Genomic DNA, 16,770 nt, shown 5'->3' with positions numbered 1-16,770 from the left:
GGGACCGGGAGAAAAGTCGCACCCGCCCCCTAAAGTTGGCGCATGACGGAGACCCCCGCCCTCCCCAACGAGGACCAGCTGCACTTCCCTTCATCCTGGAACCGCCATATCCGGCCCCGCCGCGGGCACGGCAAGCCCCGCGAGGTCGTCCTCGATCCCGAGCCCGGTCGGAAGCTGCTCGCCGAACACGAACCCTGGCTGCGCGGGATGCTGGCCCGGCTCGACAACGCCAAGTTCGCCCGCCCCACCCTCGCCTTCCTCGACGGCGATCGCGACGACAAGGGCGCGGCCGGCGTCATGACGCTGCTCGCCTGGCGCCGCAACTGGCGCGAACGCACCCCCAGGCCGCTGCTTGACCTGCTCATCGCCGATTACGGACTCCCCTTCGCCGCCGCCGCCGTGGCCCGCTCCCTGACCCTCGGAATCGCCACCCGCAAGGTGGCGGGCGAACGCATTGTCACGCTGCACCGCATGAAGGTCGGCAGCAGCGAGTGGCAGGGACTCGACACCGACCGGTACCTCGGCGACCTCCGCTCGCTCCTGGCGGTCGCCCCCGAGGACCAGTACGCCGCGATCGTGGCCGAGCTCGCCCAGCTGCGCGACGGATCCGTCGCGCGGTTCGCCACCTGCCTGGTCGCCCCCGACCAGACCGACTGGGTCACCGAGTCGTGCCGTGAGCACCCCGAGCTCCGGGGAGGCTCGTTCGACTACACCACCGAGCTGCTGCTGGAGACCGTCACCACCGCCGAACAGCTCCGAGAGTTGGGCGAGATGCGCCTGCCGGGCTATCAGGTCGAAGCCGCGTACGTCGCCGACCTGCTCCACCGTCTCGGCGCCGACGCCCTGCCGGTGCTCCGGAACTCGGTGGACGACTACTACTACACCAATAGCGACCTCAAACAGGCGTACAGGGCGATCGCCGCCATCCCCTCCGACGAGGCAGTCGCCTACCTGTTCGACCAGCTCGAAGACGAACCCGTCGCCATCGGCGCCGCGATGGAGGCGGCCGCGCGGTTCCCCCGGCGCGCGCTGCGCGCCATCGCAGCGAGGGCCCAGGGCGCCACGCCCGAGGTCCGCAAGCGCCTGACGTTCCTGCTCCACTGCGACCCGGTCCTGATCGACGCCGCCCTGCCGACGATGGACACCTCGGTGCGCAAGATCGTCGAGCCGCTGGCCCGCCGGGAACGGTGCGTTCCCGGCGCCGAGGCCGAAGCGCTCCCGCGACTGCTGCGGGAACCGCCATGGACCAGCAAGGGCCCCAAGCGCAAGCCCGTCGTGCTCGACCTGCCCGAACCGGAGCTCGAACGCATTGTCTGGGCCGAAGGCGAGCACGATGAATGGCTCGATAACGGGTATTACGCCGGTTACGACCGCCACTCCGCGAATCAATGGGGGCACGAGATAGCCGCCTGGGGCGAACACGGCACCACCGACGGCCTCCAGTGCCTCGCCTACGGACCCCTCGAACGGGTCGAGCACCTGGTGCCGAAGTGGGACGGGTCGGTGCTGCCCTGGTACGCCGGCAAGCTCGAGATGCGGCGCATCCTGGCCCGCTTCGGGACCGACTGCCTGCCCGGATACCTCGCCTGCGTCAAGACCGAGGCGCCGATGCGGAAGCTCCTCCTGCCGGTGCTCAGCCTCGGGGCGGCCCGCCTGATGGCCGACGCGCTGGCCCGCCTCAAGACCGCCCGCGCCGCCGCCCGCGACTGGTTCGACCGCCACGGCACCGCCGCCGCCCCGCTCCTCATTCCCGACGCCCTCGGCAGGGACAAGCGGGCCCGCACCAGCGCCGAGCTGGCGCTGCGCTACCTCGCGATGCGGCACGGCGCCGATGCCGTCGCCGCGGAGGCCGAGGCGTTCGGCGACGAGGCCGCCGCCGCGATCCGGGCGCTGGTCGACCTCGACCCGCTCGAACCGGTCGGCGTGAAAGTGCCCAAGGTCGGCCCGTGGGCCGCCCCCGCCGCGCTCCCGCAGGTGCTGCTGGCCGGGCGCGAGTGGGCACTGCCGGGCGAGGCCGTGGCGCACCTCATCACGGTCCTGGCCGTCGGAACGCCCGAGTTCCCTTACGCCGGAGTCGATGTCGTCGCCGAGTCCTGCGATCGCGACTCGCTGAACCGCTTCTCGTGGGCCCTGTTCGAGCAGTGGCTGCTGGCCGGTGCGCCGTCGGCCGACGGGTGGGCGCTCACGCAGCTCGCGCTCTTCGCCGACGATCACACCGTGCGGGCCCTGACCCCGCTGATCCGCGAATGGCCGGGGGAGAACCAGCACGCCAGGGCCGTGCGGGGCCTGGAGGTGCTCGGCGCGATCGGCACCGAGGCGGCCCTGCGGGCCATCCACGGCATCTCCAGGAAGGTCGATTTCCAGGGCATCAGGTGGAAGGCCTCGGCCCAGATCGAGGCGGTCGCCGCGAATCTCGGCCTGAGCGCCGAGCAGCTGGCCGACCGCCTCGTCCCGGACTTCGGGCTCGGCGAGGACTCGGCCCTGGTGCTCGACTACGGGCCGCGGCGGTTCAGGGTCGGGTTCGACGAGCAGCTGCTTCCCTTCGTCCAAGACGACGACGGGAAGCTCCGCAAGAGCCTGCCGAGGCCCGGTATCAAGGACAACGCCGAGATCGCCAACGCCTCCCGGAGCCGGTTCACGTTGCTGAAGAAGGAACTGCGCACCGTCGCCACCGACCTCGTCAAGCGCCTGGAGAGGGCGATGGGCAGTGGCCGCACCTGGACCAAGGCCGAGTTCGACCGGTACTACGTGCACCACCCCCTGGTCTGGCACCTCGCCGGGCGCCTGGTGTGGATCGCCGAGTTCGGCGGCGAGACCACCGCCTTCCGCCTCGCCGAGGACCGCAGCTACACCGACGTCGCAGAGGACGAACTGAAGCTCCCCGACGACGCCTCGATCAGGCTGGCCCACCCCGTCCTGCTGGGGGACGACGTGTCCGCCTGGGCGGACATCCTGGCCGACTACGAGATCATCCAGCCGTTCGCGCAGATCGACCGCCCGGTCTTCAGGTTGACCGACGACGAGCTGCGGACCGGCCGCCTCTCCCGCTTCGAGGGCGCCGAGGTCCCGACCGGCAAGTTCCTCGGACTCATCCACCGGGGATGGCGCCGCGCGGCGCCGCTCGACGCCGGGGTGGAACCGGGCGTGTACCGGCGGATTCCGGGCATCGGATATCTGGTGGTCAATCTGGATCCGGGGATCTTCGCCGGGGCGGTGGAAGTTCACCCGGAGCAGGTCATCCGCGATGTCCGCCTGAACGAGAACGGTGAGTTCCACTTCCCTGAGGTGCCCGTCCCACCCAAAATGACCAATGTGGATCCCGTCGTGGTCTCCGAGGCCCTGGCCTCGCTCGCCAAACTGACCAAGACCGATTGAGCCGCAACGCCACCGCCCCGGACGCGCCGTCCGGGGCGGCGGCGTGAGCGCGGTCCGGAGGGGTGTCGCAGCCCGCGCCTATCATGCTGGGGATGACTCCTCCAGGTGCGACACCGAACCCCGGCCTCCCCGACGAGCACCGACTCGAGCTGCCGCCCGAATGGCTCGATGTGGCCTTCCCCCGGCGCGGCAAGCCCTCCGCGAGACCCGTGACCCTCGACCCGACCGCATCCGACCGCCTCGCTGGTCGCATCAAATTCTGGCGCGACGACGTGCTGAAGACGCTCGAACACCGGAAGACCGATCCGGACCTCGCGGCCGTCGCGAGGGAACACCTCGCGGGCCGGTCGAACCCGACCGGCGCTGCCGCCGTGGCCGGGCTGAGCTTGACGGTCGCCGACCGGCCGTGGAAGCAGGACGTCTTCTCGGAGGTCGATGCCTGGATCGCCGACCACGGTCTGGTCTTCGCAGCCTGCGCGGCCGTCGAACTCATCGGCATGGCCGTGTTCACGAGCCACCTGGCCAATGTGAGAGCGCGAGGCCTCAATGGGATGCCGGACTCGGGTCGCGCCGTAGCGGAGATCAAGCGAGCCCGCGCGCACCTCGCCGTCGCCTCCGAAACGGAATACCGATCCGCCGTCGCGGCGATCGGTAGCCACCGGACCTGCCCTCTCAGGCGCGTCGCCGCCGCCTTCATCGCTCCGACCGAACAGGACTGGGTGAACCAGGTCTGCCGGGACGCGCGCGCGATCGGGTATTACGACCACTACGGTTCGCTCGGTTGGCTCCTGTACTCGACGGCCACCGAGCCCGGTCAGCTCGCCGCGGCGGGCCTGAAGCACTTCGGACCGTGGGAGGACGATCCCTCCAGCGCCGCGTCGCTCATCGAAGGCATGGAATCCGAGTCACTGCCGTTCCTGACCGGGAACCTCGGATTCGGCCGCACCCACGAGGCGCGCCAGATGGCGCTCGAAGCGATCTCGCTGCTCCCCTCCGACGAGGCCATGCGATTCCTGCTGGAGCACCACGTGGAGGACGGCACCTTCGCCGCATCCAAGGCCGCCGCGGCCCGGTTCCCGGTGCGCGCATTGCGGATCACTGCCGCTCTGGCCCCGAATGCCTCCGCCGCGCACCGCGCCCGGCTGGCCGGGATCGCCCGGACGAACCCGCATCTCGATGCCGCGCTGGCCGAACTGGACGGGGACTCCAGGGGCGTCATCGAAGCGCTCGTCGGCGACGCCGCTCCAGTGGCATCGGTTGAATGCCTACCCCGACTGCTGGCCGCCCCGCCGTGGACGGTCAAGCGCCCCAACCGTAAGGCTGTGGTGATCGAAGGACTGGAAGCACCCGCCGGGCTGCGGTTGGCTTGGGCCGAAGGCGAACGCGAACAGTGGAAGACCGCCGGAGAGCACTGGGACGAGGAGTTCTGGGACCAGGACGTCGAGCACCGCCGAGACGAGGCCGTGCGAGATGCGAGGTTCTACGCCTATGCCTCCGCCGAGGTGGCGGCTCCGCTGCTCTCGGATTGGGACGGCAGTTCCAGATACCGTGAGTACACCGACGTGTACCAGCGGATCCTCGCCCGCCACGGCGATGCGGCGACGCGGCCCGTCCTGGCCGCCATGGCATCGGACACCGACCTGCACGAACTGCTGCCCCCGATCTCGGGTTTGGAGGCTGCCCGCCTCGCCGCCGACTGGTTGCGGCGGAAGAAGTCCGCACGCAGGTCGGCGCAGGACTGGCTCGACCGGCACGGCGAGGACGCCGCTCGTCAGCTCATCCCGGACGCGCTCGGCAAGGCCAAGGCCCTTCGAACAAACGCCGAGGCGGCGCTGCGATATCTGGCGGAAAGCCGAGGCGCGGACACCGTCCTCATTGCCGCAGAGACGTACTGCGCCGAAGCCGCTGACGCGTTGCGGCCGTTGACGGAGATCGATCCACTGGAGATCGTCGGCGGCAAGGTCCCGAAGCCCGGCGACTGGACCGACCCCGGAATGCTGCCGCCGGTCCTGCTGCGCGAGAACGGAGCAGCACTGCCCGAGGGCGCCCTTCGACACCTGATGACCACGTTGGCGCTGAGCACACCCGACGAACCGTATGTCGGCGTCGACGTCCTCGCCGAACACTGCGACCCTGACTCGCTCGCGCGGTTCTCCCTGGGGCTCTTCGAATTGTGGATGGGCATCGAGGCGCCGTCCAAGGAAGGGTGGGCACTGCGCCAGCTCGGCAACTTCGGCGACGACGAGGCGGTGCGGCGCCTCACCCCGCTGATCCGCCGCTGGCCGGGAGAAAGCCAGCACAAGCGGGCCGTCACCGCTCTCGGCGTGCTCGGCGCGATCGGCAGCGAAGCGGCATTGCGGGCGATCCACGGTATCTCCCAGAAGGTGAAGTTCAGCGGGATCAAGGACGAAGCGGCCCAGCAGATCGAGGCGATCGCCACCGGCCTCGGTCTCAGCGCCGACCAGCTGGGCGACCGCCTCGCCCCCGACTTCGGGCTGGGGGAGGAGTCGGTTCTGGTGCTGGACTACGGGCCGCGCCAGTTCAAGGTCGGCTTCGACGAGCAGCTCAAGCCGTTCGTCACCGCCGCGGACGGTAAACCGCTGAAGAGCCTGCCGAAGCCGGGGGTCAAGGACGATGCCGAGATCGCCGAGGCCTCCCGGAAGCGCTTCACCCAATTGAAGAAGGACGTCCGAGCCGTCGCTTCCGAACAGATCCGGCGCCTAGAACGGGCCATGATCAACGGTCGCACCTGGACGTCGGAGGAATTCCGGACACTGCTGGTCGACCACGCGCTGGTCCGGCACTTGGTCCGCCGCCTGGTCTGGGTCTCCGAAACCGAGGATGGCCGCACGGCCTTCCGCGTCGAGGAGGACCGCACCTTTGCAGGGCCCGAGGACGAGCGCTTCGAGCTGCCGAGCGCGGCCCGGATTCGCCTGGCCCACCCGATGCTCTTGGACGAGGAGGTCCAGACCTGGGCCTCGATCTTCGCGGACTATGAGATCCTGCAACCGTTCGCGCAGCTGGCACGTACCGTCATGGTCCTCACCCCGGAGGAGCTGGCGACCGGACGCCTCGCCCGCTTCGAAGGTGCCGAAGTTTCGACCGGGCGCGTATTGGAGCTGACCGACCACGGCTGGCACCGCATACAGTCCGGCCCGGACGACGGCGAACCGGGTCTGAGCCGCGAGCTGGCCGATGGCGGTTGCCTCAATGTCGAGCTGTCCCCCGGACTCTTCCCCGGATACCTCGACCGCCATGAGGTGCATACGCTCACCCGGGCCTACCACTCGCCCCGGGACCTCGACTGGAACGGTGACGAGGAGCGGGCCCGAGCCTTCGGCGAGATCGACCCTGTGGAGGCGTCGGAATCGCTGCTCGCCCTGACGAAGCTGACCGAAACTCGCTGATCCCTAGGAAGCCACCCGCATGAAGCCCGATCCGACCCTGCCGGATGAGGACCGCCTCGCCATCTCCCAGAACTGGCTGCGCCTCGTCCGGCCCCTGCGCGGCCGCACCAAACCGCGCGAGGTCAAGCTCGACCCCGAGGCTGGGCGCGAAAGGCTCGCTTCCGCCGACCAAGTGCATCGCGAATTCCTCGCCCTGCCTCTCAACCACGAGTACGCCGCTGCCGCACTGGCGTTCATGGACGGTGAGTCCGACGTTGCCGGAGCCGCCACCGTGCTGGTGCTGACCGCAACCGCGAACCCCGGCGAACCCCTCCACAAGCCTCGATATCGTCCTGTATTCGACCTGCTCGTCGCCGAGCATGGACTGCCGTTCGCAATGAGCGCCGTCGCCGAATCGCTCACGCTCGAAAAGCGCACGAACGAGACTCCCGGCGTCGCGATCATTCCCCTGTCTCATCAGAACTTCTGGTGGTCTACCGCGCGGAGCGAGGAAGACCTCATCTGTTTCCGGGCCCTACTGGCTGCCGCCTCCGACGCCGATTACGCCGCTGTGGTCGCCGAACTCGGCACCCGTCGCACCGATCTCATCCGGCGCGTCGTGGTGAGCGCTCTGCTGCCAGGTGAGAAGGACTGGATGGACGAGGTGTGCGTGGAAGCCGCCGCGACCCGGCCAGGCAGCCTCCCACCGTTGCTGGCGCAGTCGATCACCACCGAGAAGCAGCTCAACACGCTGGGGGGCGTTGGCAAGCTCCCAGAGCCGCATCACCCGCACGACTACGCCGACCTGCTGGTCCGGTTCGGCACCGGGGCGCTGCCCCTGCTGCTAAAGCGGGCGACCTGGTCCAGCGGCGACGTCGCGAACCTTCGCGCCATCGGGGCGCTCCCATCGGATGCGGCCATGGAATTCCTGGTCGACAACCTGGACAAGCGGAGAGTCCTGAACGCCGCCAAAGAGTCCGCGACTCGATTCCCCAAGCGGATGCTCCGCGCGGTCGCTTCCAGAGTCGAAGGTGCGGACGCGGACCAGCGCAAGCGGCTCGCCGTGATCGTCCACTCGCACCCGATCCTGCTCGACGCCGCGCTGCCCGAACTCGATGCGGAGATCCAATCGGCGCTCGAGCCGTTGGTGGACATGGGGAAGCAGCTCCCGGAGGCTCCGTCCGAAATGGTTCCCGAACTGCTGACGGCGCCACCGTGGCGGGAACCGCTCATTAAGGGCAGACCGACATTGGTTTCGGGTCTGACGCCCCCGCAAATCCAAGAGATCCGCTGGGATCCAGACGAACAGCGAGATTGGGCCGAGCCCACGCCGCCATACGTCGGCAATATCGCCCATGCGGAGTGGAAGAAACGCGCAGAGAGCGACCCGTTGCTCGACGGCACGGCCGTGATCGTGATGGCCTTCGCGCCGGATGAATTCGCGGAACCGGTCATGCGGCGGTGGCGGTTCGGCGGGTATTGGTGCGACCCGGACTACGTGCGCGCGGCCCTGGCCCGGTTCGGTTCCGACCTGCTCGAACAGGTCCTCGCCGTCGCCCGCGCAGACGTCCTCCACCATCGGGCGCTGCTGCCGATCGTCAGTCTCGACGTCGCCAGGATCATGGCGAATGCCCTCGTCTGGAGCAGGCCCACCCGCCCGATCGCCCGCGCCTGGCTGGAGCGCCACGCCGAGGACGCAGCCGCACTGCTCATTCCCGATGCGCTCGGCGAGGACCGGCGCGCGTGGAGGTGCGCGGGTGAGGCCCTGCGCTTCCTAACGATCCGACGCGGCCCCGACCTGGTGTGCGCCGCCGCCGAGCAGTACGGCGACGAGGCGATCGCGGCGATCCGCGAACTGGTCGACTTCGATCCGCTCCGCCCGGTCGGCGTTCGGATACCGCGAACGATCCCCTGGGCAACGCTGCCGCTGCTCCCGCAGGTGGCCCTGCGCGGGGGCGAGGCGGCCCTGCCGGACGCCACGATCCGCCAACTGCTCAATGTCATGGCCGCGGACGCGCCCGACTGCCGTTATGCCGGCACCGACCACGTCCTCCGCAGCTGCGACCCGACCTCCTTGGCGCGGTTCTCCTGGGCGGTGTTCGAGCAGTGGACCGAGGCCGGCAGCCCCGCCAGCGGCCGCTGGGCGCTCACCCAGCTCGCGCGCTTCGGCGACGATGAGACGGCCCGCCGCCTCGCCTCGCGGGCGCTGGCCTGGAAGCGGGGCGAACAGGATCACCGGGTCCTGCGCGAATTCGCGGTGCTGGCCGCGATCGACGGCGATGTCGCGCTGCGCGGCGTCGGTCGGATCGTGGATCGGACCGAATGCGAGTCGCTGCGCGAAGCCGCGGTAGCGCGCTTCAAGGCGACCGCCAAAGCACGCGGTCTGAGCCCGGACCAGTTGTCGGATCTGCTCATCCCCGAATCCGGGCCGGATGTGAAGATGGCGGTCGAGGATCTGGCGGACCGCCTGGAGCGGCACATGATCGATGGCCACATCTGGGCCATGGAGGACTTTCACCGCAGCCTGGTACGCCAGCCCCTCGCGTGGCCACTGACGCGAAACCTATTGTGGCAGGCCAAGATCGGCCGCGATTGGACCTCCTTTCGGGTGGCCGAGGACCGGACATTGTCCGACGTGGCCGAGCGCGAGGTCAGGTTCTCCGCGCGGACCCTCGTCCGGCTCGCGCACCCGGCCAACCTCGGTGCCGAACTCGACCGCTGGGCCGAGATCTTCGCCGACTACCTGGTGGTGCAGCCGATCGAGCAGCTGAGCCGCCCCGTTCTGACCTTCACCGAGGAGGAGCTGAAGACCTCGCGCCTGACCCGCTTCGAAGGCGTCGAGGTCGATATCGAGCACGTCCTCGAACTGATGAGTCGCGGCTGGCGGCGTGACTCCAGCCAGCACGAGTGGCTGCCGACCGGACTGGCGAAGCGCATGCGCGGCACCGGGTACGCGATCCTGCACCTGACTCCCGGCATTGCGGGCGGAACCCGAGCGTCGCTGCCGCTCCAGTGCCTCGGAATCGTCACGCTGTCCAGAATCGCGCGCTTCGACGTTCCGAAAGATCCGCGGCCCCTGCGGGAGGTCGATCCCGTATCCGTCGCCGAAGCCCTGGCCGACCTGGCTCGGCTCGGCTCCCATCGCTCGAACTAAGGAACCCGCATGACCAAGCTTCCAGACGAGACCCTGCTTGACCTCCCGACCGGATGGGGGACGCTCGCACCCGAACCGGTTGCGGCCGAAGCGGACCCGACGGCTCCGCAGCAAGTGCGCCAATGGATCGAAGAGCACCGCGCGGACCTCCGCTTTGCCCTGAACAGCCCCGACAACTTCGAATACGAGCAGCCCGGCCGTGACTACATGGACGGCAAGCCGGATCCTCTCGGCGCTGCGGTTGTCGCCGAACTCCTGGGCAGCTACTGCCAAGACCAGGGCTCCACGAACCTCGCGATCGATGCTTGGAGGATCGAGCACGGGCTCGAATTCGCCGCCGCCGCGCTGGTCGCGGGTGCGGGCGTCTGCGCGTGGCGGAGGCCCCAATGGACCCGGACCAGCAATGCCCGGGTCTATGAGCGGGATGCGAAGATTCTCAATGACGGGCTCTGCTCCACTGTCGCGGGTCGATTTCGAGACCGGACGCGAACGGCCGCCCTCCTAGCCGCCATTGAACAGTGTGGCGACGCCGAATACGACCGGGTGCGCGCGGCAGTGGAGGAGCAACGCACCACCCCGGTCCGGCGCTTGATCGCAGCCCTGCTGCTCCCGCGCGAAGGCGACTGGATGTTGGAAGCCTGTGCCGAGTACCCCGTCCAGGCGGGGGCGACCGACGGTGGACTGTGGCCCTTCATCAAGACCGTCGAGCAGCTCGACGCGCTCTCGTCCAAAGCCCTGCTGCCCACCTATGTCAGCATGATGACGCTCGGGACGCTCCTGTCCAACCTGGAGACCGCGAGTCTGCCCGCGCTCACGGCGACACTCGGACAGTCGTTCGCCTTCGGAGGGACCCACGGCCACAATAAGAACGGTCCCGACTGGGTGCTCCAGGCAATCGCGATGGTGCCCACCGACGAAGCGGTGAACTATCTGATCGCCCGGCTAGACTCGCCGAGGGCCTTCAACGCGGCCTGCGAGGCGGCCCGGCGCTTCCCGGTCCGCTCGCTCCGCCTCGCCGCTGCCACGAGCGCCACGGCCGACCGGGAGGTGAGGCGCCGCCTCGCCGGATTCATCGACGCGATCGACCCGGCGCTGTTCGAAGCGGCGCTCGTCTCCCTGTCCGATGACGAGCGCACCGAGATCCGCAGGATCGTCGACCGCGTCGACTGGGTGCCCGATGCAAACCCGGAGGATCTGCCTGGACCGCTGGCCGAACCGCCCTGGGCCGCAAAGAAACCGGCCAATAAACGCCAGGCCGTGCTTGAGCTGGAGGCCGAGGACCAGACCGTCCTGGAATGGTTGGAAGGGGAACAGGAGGAGTGGGCGAACCTGGAGCCCTCTTACTGGCCCAACGGGTCGGCGTCCCACGATTGGGCCGGGGCACTCGAATCGAATCTCGCCCCGGGCGAGGGACGTCTGGGGGGCAACGTGGTCGCCTTCGCTCCGCTTCCGTTGGCACGGCGCATGCTCGACGAATGGAACCATCCCTATCGGATCAGCTACAACATGGACACCGCTCCTCGTGCGCTTGCCCGCTTCGGCGAGGACGTCATGGATGATGTCATCGCCTCGGTCGAGAAGGACCGCGGTCTCTGCGATGTACTGCTGCCGCTGGAGAACTTGGCGATCGCCAGGATGGTCGCCGAATGGCACTCGAAGCTTAAGTCGATGCGCCCCCAGGCCGGACGGTGGCTCGACCAACACCAGGAGGGCGCGGCCAGACTGCTGATTCCCGATGCCGTCGGCAAGCGCGGGAGGCGCCGCACCACTGCCGAGAAGACGCTCGCGCACCTGGCGAGGACTGTCGGCGCGCAGGTCGTCACGCAAGCGGCCGAGCGGTACGGTCCCGAAGCGCTCGAAGCCGTGCAGCCGATCCTCGCCGAGGCCGCGACCGAAGGCAGCGAGATCAAACCGCCGAAGGTCGGCTCGTGGGCGATCCCGGCCTTGCTTCCGCAGGTGCTGCTTGTCGATAGCGAGCGGGCCCTGCCCGACGCCTCGGTCCGGCACCTGATGTCCATCCTGGCGCTTGGCGACGGGCGCTACCTGGATGTCATTGCGCAGCAGTGCGATCCGGCTTCGCTCGCGGCCTTCTGCAATGCCCTGTTCGCGCAGTGGATCGATTCCGGTGGCGACTCCAAGGACATGTGGGTCCTGGACCGCCTGGGGAGGTTCGGCAATGCCGAGACCGTCAGGGCGCTCGCCCCGCTGATCCTTACCTGGCCGGGACAGAGCTTCCACGAACGCTCCATCCGAGCCTTGAAGGTGCTGCGCTCCATCGGAACTGAGGAGGCGCTGAGGGAGATGCACCGGGTTTCGTTGCGGTGCAAGTACCAGGGAGTTCGGGACCATGCCGAGGAGATGGTCGCCGCCGTCGCCTCCGACCTGGGGCTCACCGGGGAGCAACTGGCCGATCGCCTCGTCCCGGATCTCGGGCTCGGCGAGGACGCGTCCCTGGTGCTCGACTACGGGCCGCGCCAGTTCAAGGTCGGCTTCGACGAGCAGCTCAAGCCGTTCGTCCAGGACAGCGACGGCAAGCCCCGCAAGTCCCTGCCGAAACCGGGCGCCAAGGACGACGCCGAGGTCGCCGAGGCCAGCCGGAAACGCTTCTCCCTGTTGAAGAAGGAACTGCGGACCGCCGCCTCGGACCTGGTCAAGCGCTTGGAGCGGGCCATGGTCGAGGATCGCACCTGGACCAGGGCCGAGTTCGACGCGTCCTTCGTGAACCACCCGCTGGTCTGGCACCTGACCCGTCGGCTCGTGTGGACCGCCGAGATGAACGGGAAGCGATTCGCCTTCCGCGTCGCCGAGGACCGCAGCTTCGCCGATGCCGAGGACGAAGTACTGGAGGTGCCCCAGGACGCCGTGATCCGGCTGCCGCACCCGCTCAGGTTCGACGGCGACGTCGACAAGTGGGGCGAGACCCTGGCGGACTACGAGATTCTGCAACCGTTCGAACAGCTTTCCCGCCCGAGCTACGCCTTCACCGCCGAGGAGCTGGAGACCGGGCGCCTGACGAGGTTCGAGAAGGCGGAGGTCCCCGTCGGTGCGCTCATTGGGCTGACCTCCGCCGGCTGGGATCGCATGCTGCCCGAGGACGGCGGGGTCGAGCCCGGCATGTTCAAGGAGCTCGGGCACGCCGGCTACCTGGTGATCCACCTCGACCCGGGCATCTGGGTCGGCGCCATCAGCGAATGCCCGGACCAGACGCTGGAAGCGGTCTTCCTCACCCACAGTCGCCCTTCCGCGTACGACCTCCAGTTCGATCTGGACTCGTTCCGCGGCAATCGGATCGACCCGGTAGAGGCCTCGGAGATCCTGGCCTCGCTGTCCAAAATCACCAAGACCGCCTGATCTAAGGAAAATTGTCGCAGCCGGTTCCTAAGCTACGGGTGTGAATCACCCCGATGCGAAGGCAGACATGCAACTGCCAGACGAGAACCGGCTGCGACTCCCCACCGAATGGCTGGACGAGGCCTTCCCCAGGCGGGGCAGCGCCTCCGTCCGCCCCGTGGAGCTCGACGGGAACGCCAAAGCCCAATCGGCCGCCAGACTCGACCGATGCCGCACGCCCGTCATCGAATCGATCGACCACCCCGGCAGCGAAGCGACCATCGCCGCCGCCGCCCACGAATACCTTGGCGGCGAGGCGAATCCGGTCGGAGCCGGAGCGGTGAACGCCGCGATCACCGCGATCACCACCTCAGTGGCCGTCGCCCAGGGAACTCCAAGAGAAGCGGACGTGCTTCAGATCGACGCCTGGATCGCCGAACACGGCCTGAGCTTCGCCGCATGCGCAGCCATCGAAGGCATCGGCGTCAGCGCCCTCGAATTCGGCTCGAGGCTTCCCTACACCCGCCATATCCGTCGCCAATCCTCCAATGACATGGTTATCGATTGGGCCAAGGTCGGACACATCAACTGGTCATGGATCAGAAGTGACGGGATACCGGAACTGGTGCGAATCCGCAGGATCCTCGACGCTTCCACCGACGAGGAATACCGGGACGCCATTGCCGCGATGAGTCACCACCGTGACACCGTCGTCAAACGGATCGCCGCCGCCTTCATCGCGCCGACCGAACGGGAGTGGGTCGACGAGGCCTGCCGGGACGTCCTCGCCACGCGCTACGCCTACGGCTCGCCGGACTGGTTGGTGTACGCGTCCGTCACCAGCGGCGGCCAGCTCGCCGCCGCCGGCTTGAAGTCGTTCGGCGAATACACCCTCAGCCCCGCCAGCCTGGCCTCACTGATCGATGGCATCGGAGCTGAAAGCCTGGAATTCCTCACCGCGACCCTCAATCAGTTCCGCAGTGCGGCGGACCGGATGCTGCTGAACCCCGGGATCTCGCTGCTCCCCTCGGACCAGGCCATGCGCTTCCTGCTGCAGAACCTGGTCGAACATCGGACCATGGAGGCCGCAGTCGAGGCCGCGGAGCGCTTCCCGGTCCGCTCCCTTCGCACCATCGCCGCACTCGCGCCGACCGCCGACGCGGGGCATCTTGTCCGACTGGCCGGGGTCGCCCGGACCAATCCCTTCCTCGAACCCGCGCTGGCGCAGCTCGAAGCGGCCGAGCGCGACATCATCGACGGACTCCTGGGCGACCCCCCGCAGGCCGCCCCGAACGAACAGCTGCCGCAGCTGCTGGTCGCCCCGCCGTGGACGGTCAAGCGCTCCAAGCGAAAGGCGGAGGTCATCGACGGGATCGAAGCACCCGCGGAGGCGCGCCCGGTTTGGTCCGATGGCGAACAGGCGACATGGGCCGCGCTCGCCGAACCGTGGGACCGCACCGGAGCCGAGAATGTCTGGTGGGAGAGGATGGCCGATGAGATTCGCAGGGGAGATCGCAAGGATGTGCCTCCCAAACTGATCGCCTTCAGCTCGGATGAAACCGCGCGCGAGATGCTGGGGCGGTGGGACGGCGAATACCGTTACCCGGATGCCTATGTGATGCAGAGGATCCTCGCGCGTTTCGAGGAGGAATCGCTCCCGAAGATCATGGCCTTGGTGAGCCGCAACGTGAACACTCAAGAGGTGCTGGCGCCGATCCTCAGCCTCGAAGCCGCCCGGCTCGCAGCGGACTGGCTCGTCAGGCTGAAGTCCGCCCGCCTCACCGCGCACGCCTGGCTTGAGCGCCACGGCGTCGAGGCGGCGCGACTGCTCATTCCGGACGCGCTCGGCAAGGCCAAGAAGCTCCGCGCGAACGCGGAGGCCGCGCTGCGCCAACTTTCCGACCTGCACGGCCCCGAATGCGTGCTGAACGCGGCAGAGGATTACGGCCCCGGGATCGCCGACGCGCTGCGGCCCTTGCTGGACGCCGACCCGCTCGAACCGCTCGCCAAGGTCCCGCACATCGGGGACTGGGCCAATCCGGGAATGCTGCCGCCGGTGTACCTGCGGGACAGCGAGCAGTGCCTTCCCGAAGGCGCCGTTCGCCACTTGATCACCGTGGTGGCGATCGCGACCCCGGACCTGCCGTACCGAGGAGTCGAGGTCATCGCCGAGCACTGCGATCCGGGCTCGCTCGCGCAGTTCTCTCTGGCACTGTTCGAGCTTTGGCTCGCCTCGGAATCGCCCTCGAAGGACGGTTGGGCGCTCACCCAGTTGGCCCACTTCGGCGACGAGCAGGCGGTGCGGCGGCTGACTCCGTTCATCCGCATCTGGCCGGGGGAGGGCCAGCACAAGCGGGCAGTGACCGGCCTCGGCGTGCTCGGGGCCATCGGATCCGAGGCCGCCCTGGCGGCCATCCACGGCATCTCGCAGAAGGTGAAGTTCAAGGCGCTCAAGGCGGAGGCGGCCAGCCAGATCGAGGCGATCGCCGCGGGACTGGGACTGAGCGGCGAGCAGTTGGCCGACCGTCTCGTCCCGGACTTCGGGCTCGGAGACGAGGAGGCCCTGGTGCTCGACTTCGGGCCGCGCCAGTTCAAGGTCGCCTTCGACGAACAGCTCAAGCCGCTGCTCCACGACATGGACGGCAAGCCCCGCAAGAGCCTCCCGAAGCCGGGCGCGAAGGACTATCCGGAACTCGCCGAGGAGTCCCGCAAACGCTTCGCGCAGTTGAAGAAGGACCTGCGCACCGTCGCGGCCGACCAGGTCAAGCGCCTGGAGAAGGCGATGATCGAGGGCCGGAGCTGGACGACGGCCGAGTTCGGGGAGTGCTTCGCGACCCACCCGCTGGTGTCCCACCTGGCACGGCGGCTGGTGTGGCTGGCCGAGTCCGGCGGTGGCCGGGTCGCCTTCCGCGTCGCCGAGGACGGGAGCCTGGCCGACGCGGAGGACGAGGAGCTGGAACTGGCGGAGGACGCGGTCATCCGGCTCGCCCATCCGCTCCGGATGGAGGAGCAGGAGAGCCAGGCGTGGGGGGCGATCCTGGGCGACTACGAGATCCTCCAGCCCTTCGACCAATTGAACCGGCCGGTCATGGCCCTGACCGATGAGGAGCTGAAGACCGGCCACCTGACCAGGTTCGAGGACATCACCGTCGACTACGGACGCATCCTCGGCATGACCAAGAAGGGTTGGGTGCGGGGCGAACCGCAGGACGCCGGGATCGAACCGGGGATCCACTACGAGCTGCCGACCGCGGGTTACGTGTGCATCCATCTGGATCCCGGTCTGGTGGTCGGATACACCGACTGGGCGGAACGGCAGACCCTGCGGACGGTCCGATTCTGCGATACGGCGTACGGCTGGTACGGCGGTGCGAGCGACTTGGTCCTGAGCGAGATCGACCCGGTGGTCGCCTCGGAGGTACTGATCGCCCTGACCGGTCTGACCGCCGAGGCCTGATAGGAGGGCGGGACTGTCGCACCCTCCGCATATCCTCGATGCGACAGTCCCGCCTCCGGAAAGACGGA

Annotated in this window: 5 protein-coding genes; all 5 read left to right on the top strand. The window is 68.7% G+C overall.

Annotated elements, in window-relative coordinates; translation table 11 throughout:
- Positions 1-42: 42 nt before the first annotated feature.
- The 5 genes from FAB82_RS18880 to FAB82_RS18860 all read left to right on the top strand — a co-directional run bounded on the left by FAB82_RS18880 (position 43) and on the right by FAB82_RS18860 (position 16,702).
- The gene (locus tag FAB82_RS18880) at positions 43-3,375 is read left to right on the top strand and encodes a DUF4132 domain-containing protein (protein ID WP_136536092.1); all 3,333 of its coding nucleotides are present in this window, start codon (positions 43-45) and stop codon (positions 3,373-3,375) included.
- Between the two features lie 92 nt (positions 3,376-3,467).
- The gene (locus FAB82_RS18875; protein WP_136536091.1) at positions 3,468-6,782 is read left to right on the top strand and encodes a DUF4132 domain-containing protein; all 3,315 of its coding nucleotides are present in this window, start codon (positions 3,468-3,470) and stop codon (positions 6,780-6,782) included.
- Positions 6,783-6,801: 19 nt separating this feature from the next.
- A complete protein-coding gene (locus FAB82_RS18870; RefSeq protein ID WP_136536090.1) occupies positions 6,802-9,915 on the top strand; it encodes a DUF4132 domain-containing protein in 3,114 nt (1,037 codons plus the stop codon).
- A gap of 9 nt (positions 9,916-9,924) precedes the next feature.
- Positions 9,925-13,266, top strand: coding sequence for a DUF4132 domain-containing protein (locus tag FAB82_RS18865; RefSeq protein ID WP_136536089.1), 3,342 nt, complete (start codon positions 9,925-9,927; stop codon positions 13,264-13,266).
- Between the two features lie 67 nt (positions 13,267-13,333).
- Positions 13,334-16,702 carry a DUF4132 domain-containing protein gene (locus FAB82_RS18860; protein ID WP_136536088.1) on the top strand — a complete coding sequence of 1,123 codons (3,369 nt, stop codon included), beginning with the start codon at positions 13,334-13,336 and terminating at the stop codon, positions 16,700-16,702.
- Positions 16,703-16,770 lie beyond the last annotated feature (68 nt).

The organism is Glycomyces buryatensis, from assembly GCF_004912275.1.
In the GTDB taxonomy this organism is placed as follows: Bacteria; Actinomycetota; Actinomycetes; order Mycobacteriales; family Micromonosporaceae; genus Glycomyces; species Glycomyces buryatensis.
The sequence above is the reverse complement of the archived record's forward strand: the minus strand, read 5'-3'. Positions and strand labels throughout refer to the sequence as shown.

Coding starts and splice junctions, on each gene's coding strand:
- FAB82_RS18880 (WP_136536092.1), top strand. CDS start 43: ATGACGGAGACCCCCGCCCTCCCCAACGAGGACCAGCTGCACTTCCCT.
- FAB82_RS18875 (WP_136536091.1), top strand. CDS start 3,468: ATGACTCCTCCAGGTGCGACACCGAACCCCGGCCTCCCCGACGAGCAC.
- FAB82_RS18870 (WP_136536090.1), top strand. CDS start 6,802: ATGAAGCCCGATCCGACCCTGCCGGATGAGGACCGCCTCGCCATCTCC.
- FAB82_RS18865 (WP_136536089.1), top strand. CDS start 9,925: ATGACCAAGCTTCCAGACGAGACCCTGCTTGACCTCCCGACCGGATGG.
- FAB82_RS18860 (WP_136536088.1), top strand. CDS start 13,334: ATGCAACTGCCAGACGAGAACCGGCTGCGACTCCCCACCGAATGGCTG.